11 protein-coding genes are annotated in these 13,434 nt (G+C 42.4%); 2 read left to right on the top strand and 9 right to left on the bottom strand.

Going from position 1 to position 13,434, the window contains the following annotated elements; translation table 11 throughout:
- Positions 1-280: 280 nt before the first annotated feature.
- From gcvP to KXQ82_RS15960, 8 genes are all read right to left on the bottom strand, one after another.
- The gene (gene gcvP / locus KXQ82_RS15995) at positions 281-3,172 is read right to left on the bottom strand and encodes an aminomethyl-transferring glycine dehydrogenase (protein WP_219489460.1); all 2,892 of its coding nucleotides are present in this window, start codon (positions 3,170-3,172) and stop codon (positions 281-283) included.
- A gap of 130 nt (positions 3,173-3,302) precedes the next feature.
- A complete protein-coding gene (locus KXQ82_RS15990) occupies positions 3,303-4,025 on the bottom strand; it encodes a pyridoxine 5'-phosphate synthase (protein ID WP_219489459.1) in 723 nt (240 codons plus the stop codon).
- Between the two features lie 112 nt (positions 4,026-4,137).
- Positions 4,138-5,754, bottom strand: a complete 1,617-nt coding sequence (locus KXQ82_RS15985; protein ID WP_219489458.1) for a M56 family metallopeptidase — start codon at positions 5,752-5,754, stop codon at positions 4,138-4,140.
- Positions 5,751-6,122, bottom strand: coding sequence for a BlaI/MecI/CopY family transcriptional regulator (locus KXQ82_RS15980; protein WP_219489457.1), 372 nt, complete (start codon positions 6,120-6,122; stop codon positions 5,751-5,753). Before KXQ82_RS15980 ends, KXQ82_RS15985 begins: the two co-directional genes overlap by 4 nt.
- Positions 6,123-6,232: 110 nt before the next feature.
- Entirely contained in the window at positions 6,233-6,850 is a 618-nt protein-coding gene (locus tag KXQ82_RS15975) for an START domain-containing protein (RefSeq protein ID WP_255563689.1), read from the bottom strand.
- A gap of 95 nt (positions 6,851-6,945) precedes the next feature.
- Positions 6,946-8,265 (bottom strand): adenosylhomocysteinase, encoded by a 1,320-nt coding sequence (gene ahcY, locus KXQ82_RS15970; protein WP_219489455.1) that lies wholly within the window; start codon positions 8,263-8,265, stop codon positions 6,946-6,948.
- Between the two features lie 72 nt (positions 8,266-8,337).
- Entirely contained in the window at positions 8,338-8,760 is a 423-nt protein-coding gene (locus KXQ82_RS15965) for a bactofilin family protein (protein WP_219489454.1), read from the bottom strand.
- A gap of 10 nt (positions 8,761-8,770) precedes the next feature.
- Positions 8,771-9,634 (bottom strand): M23 family metallopeptidase, encoded by an 864-nt coding sequence (locus KXQ82_RS15960; RefSeq protein WP_219489453.1) that lies wholly within the window; start codon positions 9,632-9,634, stop codon positions 8,771-8,773.
- Positions 9,635-9,930: 296 nt separating this feature from the next.
- Between KXQ82_RS15960 and KXQ82_RS15955 the strand changes: the two genes are divergently transcribed.
- Both KXQ82_RS15955 and KXQ82_RS15950 read left to right on the top strand, forming a co-directional pair.
- Entirely contained in the window at positions 9,931-10,341 is a 411-nt protein-coding gene (locus KXQ82_RS15955) for a BrxA/BrxB family bacilliredoxin (protein ID WP_219489686.1), read from the top strand.
- A 114-nt stretch (positions 10,342-10,455) separates the two neighbouring features.
- Positions 10,456-12,969, top strand: a complete 2,514-nt coding sequence (locus tag KXQ82_RS15950) for a M1 family aminopeptidase (protein ID WP_219489452.1) — start codon at positions 10,456-10,458, stop codon at positions 12,967-12,969.
- Positions 12,970-13,041: 72 nt separating this feature from the next.
- Here KXQ82_RS15950 and KXQ82_RS15945 read toward each other — a convergent pair whose 3' ends face one another.
- Positions 13,042-13,410, bottom strand: a complete 369-nt coding sequence (locus tag KXQ82_RS15945; protein ID WP_219489451.1) for a hypothetical protein — start codon at positions 13,408-13,410, stop codon at positions 13,042-13,044.
- Positions 13,411-13,434: the final 24 nt, after the last annotated feature.

Below are 13,434 nucleotides of genomic sequence, written 5' to 3'. Positions count from 1 at the left end.
ATACATAAAAGTCAAGTCAATCATAAAAAAATTACTCAAAAATTAAGTAACCGATTACTTTGTCCTTATAAATATACACATATTCATCCAAGTAGCAATGAATAAATTATTGCGTCTTATAAACTGTTTAATAAAGTTACATTTAATATTTAATAAATAAATGTTTAAAAAGAATAAAAACATAAAGTGACTTTTTGATAATGAGGCTTTTAAAATAAATAAAGCCCGAAACAATTAAATTGCTCCGGGCTTCTTGATTCTTGCCTCTTAATTCTTGATCCTATTCTATCACGCTTTCTTCAAACTCGTAGCTTTCTATTGGTGGGCAGGTGCATATCAGTGTCCTGTCGCCATAGGTATCGTTTACCCTGCCAACTGACGGCCAGAATTTATACTGTGCCACATAAGGCAACGGGAAAGCTGCTTTTTGGCGTGTGTATGGCCGCTCCCATTCATTAGCTGTAATTACAGCGGCAGTATGCGGCGCGTTCTTGAGGGGGTTATTTACTTTATCGATAAGTTCCTTCTCTACATCCTCAATTTCATGGCGGATAGAGATCATCGCATTACAGAACCTGTCCAACTCATGTTTTGGTTCCGATTCGGTTGGTTCAACCATTACCGTACCCGCAACCGGGAAAGATACTGTTGGCGCGTGGAAACCATAATCCATCAAACGTTTGGCAATATCTGTAACCTCGATGCCGTAAGCTTTAAACGCGCGGCAATCCAATATCATTTCGTGCGCGCAACGGCCATTAGCGCCCGCGTATAATACAGGATAGTGTTTCTCTAAACGCGCTTTAATATAGTTGGCATTCAGGATCGCATATTTGGTAGCATTAGTTAAGCCATCAGGCCCCATCATAGCAATGTAGGCGTGCGATATCAGCAAAATAGAAGCAGACCCCCATGGCGCCGCTGATACCGCGTGTATAGCTTTACCATTATCAATATCAACCACCGCATGCCCCGGAAGGTAAGGCACCAAATGTTTGGCCACGCCGATTGGGCCCATACCCGGTCCGCCGCCGCCATGTGGTATACAAAAGGTTTTATGCAGGTTCAAATGGCAAACATCCGCGCCAATAGTAGCCGGACTGGTTAAACCAACCTGCGCGTTCATGTTAGCGCCGTCCATATACACCTGTCCGCCATTGTCATGGATGATCTGGCAGATATCGATAATAGATTCTTCGAACACCCCGTGTGTTGACGGATAAGTCACCATTAAGCATGAAAGTTCGTTTTTATATTGCTCGGCCTTGGCCTTCATATCGGCAACATCAATATTCCCGTTATCATCACATTTTACCACAACTATCTTCATTCCTGCCATAGCGGCCGAAGCTGGATTGGTACCGTGCGCCGATGATGGTATTAAAGCGATGCTACGGTGATGGTCGCCCCTATCCTGGTGATAAGCGCGGATAACCATTAAGCCGGCGTATTCGCCTTGCGCGCCTGCATTCGGTTGCAAACTCATGGCTGCAAAGCCGGTGATCTCGCTCAGCCATTTGTTCAGTTCATCAAATACCTGCATGTAGCCGCCCACCTGGTCGGTTGGTGCAAAGGGGTGTATCTTACTAAACTCGGCCCAGGTAACCGGTACCATTTCAGTTGTTGCATTGAGCTTCATCGTACACGATCCCAAAGCGATCATCGAATGGCAAAGCGAAAGGTCCTTCGCTTCTAACGATTTGATATAACGCAACATCTCGTGCTCCGAGTGGTGCGCGTTAAATATCTGGTGAGTTAAGTAAGCGCTTGTACGTTGTAATTCGGCCGGGATAACGGTAGTAATATCAGCCGCCATTTCATCAACAGCTACATCATTCAGGCTCATTGCTTTTACTTTAGCAAAAAAGCGGATGATGGTTTTTACATCCTCTAATGATGTGGTCTCGTCCAACGAAATACTTACCGAAGTACCCGAATAATTCAGGTTCATTTCATTGTTAATGGCTTGCCCATGTATCGGTTTAGCCAAAGCACCTAACTCATATTTCAGGGTATCAAAGTACACTTTGTTTTGTTGCTCGTAACCTAACTCCGCTAATGCTTTATCCAGCAAAACGGTTAAGCCATGTATCCTTTCGGCGATAAGCTTTAAGCCCTTCGGACCATGATAAACAGCGTACATACCGGCCATAATGGCCAGCAATGCCTGCGCCGTACAGATATTGGAAGTAGCCTTATCCCTGCGGATATGCTGCTCGCGTGTTTGCAATGCCATACGCAGCGCATAGTTGCCCGCGCTATCAATAGTTACCCCGATAATTCGGCCCGGCATGGAGCGTTTGTATTCATCCTTAGTGGCAAAAAATGCCGCGTGCGGGCCACCGAAACCCATCGGCACACCAAAACGCTGACTGGAGCCTACCACAATATCAGCACCCCACTCGCCCGGGGGCGTAAGCAGTAACAGGCTCATGATATCGGCAACAACAGTAAGTTTGATACCTTTTGCATGGCTGTTAGCGGCAAAATCAGCATAATTGTAAACTTCGCCATTACCCGATGGGTATTGTACAATGGCACCGAACATTTGTTCGGTTAATTCAACCGTGCGGTGATCGCCTATCAGCAATTCTATCCCGTAAGGTTGCGCACGGGTTTTTAAAATATCTATGGTTTGAGGGAATACCTCTTCGGAAACAAAAAACACATTAGCCTGCTGGTTTTTGCGCAGACTGTATTGCATAAACATGGCCTCGGCAGCGGCGGTACCTTCATCCAGCAAACTGGCGTTGGCAATCTCCATTCCGGTAAGGTCAAGCACCATGGTTTGGAAATTCAATAATGCCTGCAAACGCCCCTGGGCTATCTCGGCCTGGTATGGGGTATATTGAGTATACCAGCCCGGATTTTCAAGAATATTACGCTGTATAACCCCCGGAACGATCACATCATAATAACCCTGACCGATATAGCTTTTAAACACCTTATTTTTTGATGCTGTTTGTTTCAGATCATTCAAATAATCAAACTCGCTTTTTGCCGCAGGCAGGCTTAAAGGCTTAGCCAAACGTATCTTTTGCGGAACAGTTTGCGCTATCAGCTCATCGATGGTGTTAACACCAACGGCTTGCAGCATTTCGGTAGTATCAGCGGGGTTTGGAGCAATGTGGCGGTGTTCAAATTTCTCCTGGTAGTCGATGTTTAACTTCATGAAAATGGGGTCAGAGTATCTTTTGCGCAAAGGTATGGAATTAACAATTCGATAACAATGGAACACGCATTTTCCAGGCTGATTTTATGATTAATTACATGCGGGAAACACGACAGATTTGGTAGCCTTTTTAAGATATCGCCAGCTGCCTCAAATACATTTGTATCGTATTCTCCAAACCATAATACAATGCATCGCTAATCAGCGCATGGCCAATGCTCACTTCCAACAACCCGGGAATATTTTGTGCAAAGTACTTCAGGTTATGCAGATCAAGATCATGCCCGGCATTGATACCTAAACCAACTTTTTGAGCCGTTTTGGCAGCTTCAATATAAGGGGCTATGGCTTTCGCCGGATCAGTGTGGTATTGGCTGGCGTATGCCTCGGTGTATAATTCGATGCGGTTGGTACCTGTAGTCGCGGCCGCCTCTACCATTTCCACCACCGGGTCAACAAAAATAGAAACACGGATACCCGCCAGTTGAAACTCCTGGATAATGGCTTTTAAATAATCCTGGTGTTTGATGGTATCCCAGCCATGGTTAGATGTGATCTGCCCTAAAGCATCGGGTACCAAAGTCACCTGGGCCGGGCGATTTTTCAATACCAGCTCCACAAACGAATCTTCAACAGGGTTTCCCTCAATATTAAACTCTGTTTTTATGGCTTTCTTCAGGTCATAAACATCCTGGTAGCGAATGTGCCTTTCATCTGGCCTTGGGTGCACCGTGATACCTTCGGCACCAAACCGTTCGCAATCCAAAGCTACTTTTAACAGATCAGGGTTATTACCACCGCGCGAATTACGCAGGGTAGCTATTTTGTTGATGTTTACCGATAGATGTGCCATGCAGGCAAAGTTAAGCTAATCTGTTTATAGCCGGATAATTTTTGCAGGAAAGTATAAAATTAAAGCATTGTACTGGCGGACAAGGCTTTGTAATCTTTCTTAAATATCCTGCTTATATTTTTTCGGCCGATACGTATTGATCATCTTTTACCTTAAAACCCTTAACTCCTGCTACCTTAGACATTTTAATCCACATGTGGTCTTTAAATTCATCGCCTTTGAAACCTCTTCGAAAAGCTTCGTTATACTTAACTGTTGATAAAATAACCTCATAACGATACCTTTTATAATTTACCGCTCGCGGTGTTAGCGTACTGATGGCTACAGCACCAAAGTCAGCCGGTGTATATTTGCTAATTTCGTTATTGGGCACTTTCTTTTCATCTATCCATACGCCATAAACATGTGCATTTGCAAAAGCGTTAAGCTGGGCTTGGGTAGGCTTTACGGATGGTTGCAAGGGATAACCATAGTGAAACATAATTACCTGTTTGGCCTGTTGTTCCGGGCTCATTTGCCTGTATATCGCAATCATTCTGTCCTTATCCGCAGGTTCAATCTTGCGCTCTCTTGGCGGGATATTACCCCATTTGTTCTCATATTTTTCGATGATGGAGGAATATTCGTCGAGCATTTGCTGTGATACGCCTTCTTTGGTAGATGGGTATGGTTTAGGGAAGTGAATTTTGTTTGTGTCCTTTTTGGGCAATGGAGCTATCACCGGTATCATCGGTTGACCGATAGCATACGTAATCTTCTCCGGTTCTGATTTTTGTTTTGTTGTGGATTGTTGCTGCAAAACAGTAGCATTGCAAAACAGCACAAATACTACACTCATCACAGCAAATGTTAGCACCTTGCTTAATACCGCTGTTTTTTTGGAAGTTGTTTTCGTCATCATGATCAATCGTTTTTTGGTTAGTGAATAATTGAATTGGCTGGTTACAGACAGGCCCGATGCCATGCTCAAACTTTTAAGTAAAAGATGCTGATAGCTAATAACATCGGTATAGGTATTCAAGACCGCTTCATCAGCCAAAAACTCGTGGTTTAATTGTATCGCTTTCCGGTACAATATCAGTAGCGGATTAAACCAGCAGAATACCTGTACCAACTCAATAAACACCACATCGGCCGAGTGGTATTGGCGGGTATGGGCCAACTCATGGTGCAATATTTTATCTTCAATTTTATTGCCGTGAAAATCATCACGATTTAAAAAGATGTATTTAAAAAACGAGTGGGGAATTAACCTTTGCGGGATAAGCACCACTTCGGCTTCATTATAATCCACATGCTCGTTCAATGTTGTCATCGTCCGGATTTTATACAGGTTTCTTAAAAATCGAAACAATAGTAAGGCGGTAACAATACCATATATGCTCAGGCTAATAATAAGCAGGTAATTTACCGGCTTGTTAACCGGTGCAACGCTAACTATAGGCTGTGCTATGGTTGTTTTAGTTTCCATAGTTTGTTCCTTATCATTTTCAATTGCCATAGCAGGCTGTTCAGCCTGTACAGCTATCGATTCTGCAACAGGCATTATTTGTGGCAGATCAACCACATGCTGCTCAAACTGAATGAACGGCACTGCCAGCGAGAACACAATGCCCGCCAGCAAGAAGGCCCTGTTAAAGCGGTACATAGCTTTGTTTTTTAACAACAGATGGTACACCGCCAGCAGCAAACCGGAGCATGCGATGAATTTTGCGAGATACAGCATCATAATTTTTTCCTTTCTATTTGTTGGTCGATGATTTTTTTTAAGCTTTCTAATTCATCTTGGGTCAAATCAGTTTCGGTGGTGAAGAACGATGCGAACTGCATGGCCGAGTTACCAAAAAAGTTATTGATAAGCCCCTTGACATGGGTAGAAAAATAATCAGCTTTTTTTACCAGCGCATAGTATTGGCGCGAGTTACCCATTAGGTTATAGGCCACAAAGCCCTTGTTCTGCATACGTTTTAACAATGTAGCAATAGTGGTTGTCGCTGGTTTGGGTTCGGGATAGCTATCGATGATATCTTTAAGGAAAGGCTGCCCCTGATCCCAGATCACTTCCATTAACTGTTCTTCGGCTTTGGTTAATTTCATATCGCTCTATGAGTTTAGAATCTACTCTACAAATGTAGAGTAATAAATCAAAATGTCAAGAGGTTGGTGAAAATTATTTTTAGAAATCAGATAGGTTTTACAAAAGATAGCTATTCTGTAACAAAATCAAACCTCGCATTTTTATAAGCAGGTTTGGGCAGTTCAAGCTTTAACTTCTCAAAAGTTTCTAACGGGCCTTTTGTAGCAAAAAGATTTATTAGCCATGCAGGCACTGCACCGGCCGGGTCAACTTCTATTTCATAGGTTACATGCAGCTTATTATTTGGTAAGGGGGCAACTAACCATTTACCTGTAGAATGAACTATGCGCACCAGGCTTTCTTTTAAAGGGACCATATCCGGCAAACAAGGTGCATCTATAGTTACTATTTTTGTTTTGGCATTTTGGTTAACTATAATATGCGCTATGTAATCACGGTTCTCAAACGGCCAGGGTACTGCCACTTCCGAGTAATAATAAAGTTCTGAGGGAGATGTTTGTTTAAGGAGTTTTACATTTTTGGCATGGTACACCCACTTTTCGCTGCCTGCAACATCTAAAATAACTGCCACAAATTGCGACAGCTTACCATCCATAATACAATCAGCTTTAAGTGCTTTTATTTTTGAGTTTGGAACAGGGCGTGTATACACCTTTATACCTTCTTTTTCGGTGGCTAATTTCCAGGTGCTTTGAGCCTGCACAAATAAGCCTGCAAGTAAAGTCAATGTTAAAATAATGTAACGCTTAAACATAGGCACAAAAAAAAGGACATGGTTTTAAAACCATGTCCTTTAAATATCATATTTAAAAAATTTACATTTTAGTACCTGTAAGCATCCGATTTGAACGGACCTGCAACCGGCACACCAATGTAATCAGCCTGATCCTGGTCAAGTACTTCCAGCTCAACACCAATTTTAGCAAGGTGCAGGCGGGCCACTTTTTCGTCTAAGCTTTTTGGTAAAGTATAAACTTTGTTTTCGTATTTATCGCTGTTTTCCCAAAGCTCTAATTGCGCTAAAGTTTGGTTAGTGAACGAGTTACTCATTACAAACGAAGGGTGGCCTGTAGCACAACCTAAGTTTACCAAACGCCCCTCGGCTAAAACGATAACATCCGAACCATTGATAGTATATTTATCAACCTGCGGTTTAATTTCAACTTTAGTTGAACCGTAAGCGCCGTTTAACCAGGCCATATCTATCTCGTTATCAAAGTGGCCAATGTTACAAACTATAGCTTTATCTTTTAAAGCACGGAAATGCTTTTCGCGAACGATATTACAGTTACCTGTAGCGGTTACCACAATATCAGCTTCAGCAATAGCAGTGTCTAATTTCTTCACTTCAAAACCTTCCATTGCAGCTTGCAGCGCGCAGATAGGATCTATCTCGGTAACGATAACCCGGACACCCGCATTACGTAATGAATCAGCCGAACCTTTACCTACATCACCATAACCACAAACAACGGCAATTTTACCAGCCATCATTACGTCGGTAGCACGGCGTATAGCGTCAACCAACGATTCGCGGCAACCATATTTATTATCAAATTTAGATTTGGTAACCGAATCGTTAATGTTGATAGCAGGCATCAATAATGTGCCATTCTTCATACGCTCATATAAACGGTGCACACCTGTAGTGGTCTCTTCTGATAAACCTTTAATTCCGGCAACCAGTTCAGGATATTTATCCAATACCATATTGGTTAAATCGCCACCATCATCCAATATCATGTTCAATGGTTTGCGGTCTTCGCCGAAAAATAAAGTTTGTTCTATACACCACTCAAATTCCTGCTCATTCATACCTTTCCAGGCATAAACTGATGTACCTGCGGCGGCAATAGCAGCAGCGGCATGATCTTGAGTAGAGAAGATATTACATGACGACCAGGTAACCTCGGCACCTAAAGCCTGTAAAGTTTCTATCAAAACAGCGGTTTGGATAGTCATGTGCAAACAGCCAGCAATACGCGCTCCTGCTAACGGTTTTGATGCACCAAACTCTTCACGTAAACTCATTAAGCCCGGCATTTCTGCCTCAGCTAAACCAATTTCTTTACGACCCCAATCGGCAAGCGACAGGTCTTTCACTTTATACTTAACAAAAGTAGTATCTAATGTAGTTGACATTCTTTAATTTTTATGGATACAAATGTAGTTAATATCCATACGTAAAAAAAGTTTTGCCGGATGTAGGGTAAGCTAAGCTACCTCTTCCACCTGCTCTTTTATGCGCTTAACGGTAGCTTTATGTTCACTATTGGCAATATTATTACCGTTGGTTGATATTTTACCATTGTAAACAGCACCCATTTCTACCTGCAGGGTTTGGGTTTTAATATCGCCGTTTATTTTGCCCGTGCTCTGTATCCTTAGCGCATCAGCCTGTATATTGCCGTTCACTGTGCCATAAACTATAATTTCGCGGGTAAAAATATTACCGTGTACAACACCGGTTTCGCCCAATATTAAGCCTTCCTCAATTTTCACATCACCGTTCACCTGCCCGTCTATCCGTACAAAATTGGGGGCCTTTATATTACCTTCAATAACGCAGCCTGTGCTTATCAGGGTTGATATTACCTGCTGGTCTATTGCTTTACTTTTTTTGTTAAAAACGCTCATGATATTGTGATTAGCTGTTAAGGGTTAGATAATTTACCGGATTAATTGGCCTGCCATTTTTACGTACCTCATAATGCAGGTGCGCGCCTGTTGAATGCCCTGTTGAGCCAACAGCACCTATCACATCACCAACGTTAACAGATTGCCCTTCTTTAACGCCGATTTTAGATAAATGACCATACAGCGTTTCAAGGCCATTTGTGTGTTGTATCCGGATGCAATTACCATAACCGCCATACCAGCCCGCAAATATAATCTTCCCACTGGCGGTGCATTTCACCGGATCACCCATGCTGCCTTTAAAATCGATGCCGGGATGGTTTTCTTTACCCTCGGTATTAAAAGGATCCGTACGGCCGCCAAAAAATGAACTCATACCACTAAGGCGTGGGTAACCCATTGGGATAAAGGCAATGCACGACACCAACCTGTTTAAATGATCGTTATATTTTTCGTACTTATCTGCGTCTGATAATTTAGCCTCTGCAGCCTTATCGGCATCCGTAGTTTTAACAGAAAAGCCCGAAAGGCCGCGTTTTGTAAGGTATGAATTAATTTTTTTTAGCTTGGTTTCGATACCCTGGATATAAGTTTGTGCCTTATCGGCAGTATTTGTTTTGCTAACAGGGGGCGGGATCTCGCGCTCGAGCCGGGATATTTGAGATAAAAGGTTCTGTTTTTCTACCTCCTGTTTATCAGCACGGTAGTTGAGGTAAAAAACCGATAAGCATAAACATACAATAACAGCCGCTATTATAGCAATGTAGTGTTTATATAGGCGGAGGTGTTTTGTTTTGATTTGCAAAGACCGGGTATGGCCATGCGTTTTGTTAACAATAATAACTGTGCTAAAATCTGAAAATTTTAGTTCCATAGGGATTTGATGGGGTATTGGGTGTATTTATTAATTTAGTAAGCGCAATTTAACGGATGTACAATTCGTATTTTGGTGGCCTGACCCTCCTGCCGATGAATTTAAAGAGAGGTTGCTTTTAAACTCATTCGATTTCCCCACTTACAGGTTACAACGTTTTACGGATATTCCTAAAATAAGGTTACACAGAAAGTTAGCCATATAAATCGTCAGCAAAATGTTATTATTCGCAGATGAGGATTTTATACAACAATGATTTATTATTTTTGCATAAGTAATTTAGAAAAAAGAAAATGATGTATCCTGAATATTTGGTTGCCCCGATGAGGGAAGACCTGACCAAAGTTGGTTTTGAAGAGTTAAAAAATGCCGACGAAGTAACAAAAGCTATCGAAAGCGAAGGAACAGTATTCGTTATGGTAAACTCGGTTTGTGGTTGCGCGGCAGCTAATGCACGCCCTGCAGCACGTATTGCAGCGCAAAGCGGTAAACATCCTGATAAACTGGTTACTGTTTTTGCCGGCATGGAAAAAGAAGCTGTAGATAAAGCACGTAACTATATGTTGCCTTACCCTCCGTCATCGCCATCAATGGCTTTGTTTAAAGATGGTAAATTGGTACATATTATTGAGCGCCACCAGATAGAAGGCCGCCCTGCACAAATGATAGCTGATAATTTAATTGGCGCGTTTGAACAATATTGCTAAGAAACTACGTTTTAGAATAATTAAGAAAAATCCGGTGTAACCCACCGGATTTTTTTGTGTCTAACAAATAATAAATCTTTTAAATTCGCATACATTAACACACACTGGCCAACTATGTCAAAATTAAAATCTATCAGCCTACTTTCTACAGTAGTTGTTATGGCGTCTACCGCAGTTTTAGCGCAGCAAACAAAACCTGCCGATGACCCCCAATTAAAAATATATCGCGCCACAGCGACAAAAGTGAACGACCTGGTACATACCAAACTGGATGTACGTTTCGATTATAAAAAATGCTATATGTATGGCAAAGAATGGGTAACCTTAAAACCCCATGCTTATGCTACAGACTCGTTACGCCTGGATGCCAAAGGGATGGATATAAAAAACATATCGGTAGTAAAGGCAGGTAAAAACTATCCTTTAAAATTTACTTACGATAGTTTAACGCTGGCTATTACCCTCGATAAAAAATATCAGCCTAATGAAAACTATACGCTTTATATTGATTACACATCAAAACCTAATCAGTTAAAAACTACAGGCAGCGCGGCTATAAATGATGCCAAGGGTTTATATTTTATTAATCCTGAGGGCAAGGACAAGGATAAACCGACCCAGATATGGACACAGGGCGAAAGCGAAAGCTCATCGGCCTGGTTCCCTACCATTGATAAGCCCAACCAAAAAACTACAGACGAGATCAGCATGACGGTGCCGGCCAAATATGTTACACTGAGCAACGGCCGCCTGGTATCACAAAAACCAAATGCTGATGGCACACGTACCGATACCTGGAAAATGGACCTGCCACATGCCCCATACTTGTTTATGATGGCAGTTGGCGATTTTAAAATTTACAAGGACCAATGGCGCGGCAAAGAAGTTAGCTATTACTTAGAGCCTAAATACGCGCCATACGCCAAAGATATTTTTGGCTACACGCCCGAGGTAATGGAATTTTATTCGAAAACTTTGGGTGTTGATTACCCATGGAACAAATACGCGCAAATTGTAGTGCGTGATTATGTGAGCGGCGCCATGGAAAATACTACGGCCACCCTGCATGGCGTACAGGTACAGGCCACAAAACGCGAATTAATAGATGGCCGCCCCGAAAGCGAAACGGATATTGTACATGAGCTTTTTCACCAATGGTTTGGTGATTATGTAACTGCCGAAAGCTGGAGCAACATTACGGTGAATGAATCCTTCGCTGATTTTAGCGAGGCGCTTTGGATGGAGCATAAACACGGACAGGATGCCGGCGATGCCCATGCTTACGATAACATGACCCGCTACCTTGGCGATCCAAAACAAAAAACAAAGAACCTGGTGAGGTTTTACTATGCCGATAAGGAAGATGTTTTTGATTTGGTAAGCTACCAGAAAGGCGGGCAGATATTGAACATGATGCGTAAATACCTGGGCGATGCAGTATTTTTTAAAGGCTTAAACATTTACCTTAAACAAAATGCCTTTGGTAACGGCGAGGCACAGCAATTGCGTTTGGCTTTAGAGCAGGCCAGTGGTAAAGATTTGAACTGGTTTTTTAACCAATGGTATTACAGGGCAGGCCACCCCGAACTGGATATTAAATACAAATGGGACGAAGCAGCGCACACCCAAACTGTTTATGTTAGCCAAACACAGGCTGGTGATGCATTTGTACTACCCTTCGCTATTGATGTGTACTCGGGCGGCAAAAAAGAGCGCCACAACGTTTGGATGAATGACAAGAGCGCTACCTATACCTTTAACGCAGCTACCAGGCCTGACCTGGTGAATGTGGATGGCGATAAAATATTACTTGCCCAAAAGGCAGACCATAAAACTATGGAAGAGTTCGCTTTTCAATACGCCAACGCTCCTTTATTTGTTGATAGGTCTGAAGCGATAGATACCGCTACCCAAACACAGAGCAACCCCGTTGCCCAAAAAATAATGCTGGCGGCATTAAAAGATAAATACTTTGAATTACGCATTAATGCAATTAAACAGATAGACCTGGAAAACCCGGCCATCAGGGCGGCAGCGTTACCTATCCTGCTTAACATTGCCAATACCGACGAAAAAACACTGGTAAAGGCTTCGGCATTAAAAGCCATTGCCAACCTGAAAGATCCCGGCAACCTTGCCTTGTTAAAACAAACCATCAACAGCCAATCATACGCGGTGCAAGCGGCATCGTTAAACGGTATAGCTTTGTTAGAACCAGATAATGGGATGAAGCTGGCAAAAAACCTGGAGAAAGACAGCTATCCGCCATTAACAGGTGCTATAGCGGGCATCTATGCAAAAAGCGGCAGCGATGCCGAGTTCCCATATGTATTTAAAGCCTTTAAAAACGGCGATACCAACGAGAGGTTTTTAATGATGCGCAGCTATACTGCCATGTTGGCTAAGGCAAACAATACCGAAGCGGTAAAAGAATCGCTGGAGATTTTTAAAGACTTTGCTGCAAAATATAAAAGTTATGGCGTTGTACCCTTCTTTAAACAACAATTGGGCATACTTAAAACCGCTAAAGATAATGCAGCGGCCAACGCCAGCGGCGATGCTAAAACACAGTTAGAGATACAAAGCAAAGCTACAGCGGATGCACTTGCCGAAATAAACAAGATCTAGATCTTGAACACAAAAAAGCCTTCCCGACATGATCGGGAAGGCTTTACAAAACTATACTCACTTAAACAAACATTAATGTAATATCAGTATCAGCAATAAAATGATGATAATGATAGCACCCACCGAAAGGTAAATACCACCGCCACCGGCTGCCGAATCCATTACTTTAGCTTCGCTGCGCATGCTTTTTAATTCGCTGCGTAATTCTTTTTTCTGCTCGTGGCTCAGCGTTGATTTATCCATGGCTTTAATTTCGGCAATGCGTGCTTTAATTTCTACAACACGTGCCTTTTGCTGGTCAAGGGTCATGGCCTTAACTTCTTCCTGGGTATATGATTTCCAGGTTGTAGTACCCGGATCAACAGATGCTGCTTTTACAGTAATGGTTGTAGCAAGCAAAAGCATCAATGCGGCTACAAATAGGGTAAGTTTAATTTTCATGGTTCTTTTAAAGTTTAGTTAATT

The organism is Mucilaginibacter rivuli (genome assembly GCF_019391655.1).
Taxonomy (GTDB): Bacteria; Bacteroidota; Bacteroidia; order Sphingobacteriales; family Sphingobacteriaceae; genus Mucilaginibacter; species Mucilaginibacter rivuli.
The sequence above is the reverse complement of the archived record's forward strand: the minus strand, read 5'-3'. Positions and strand labels throughout refer to the sequence as shown.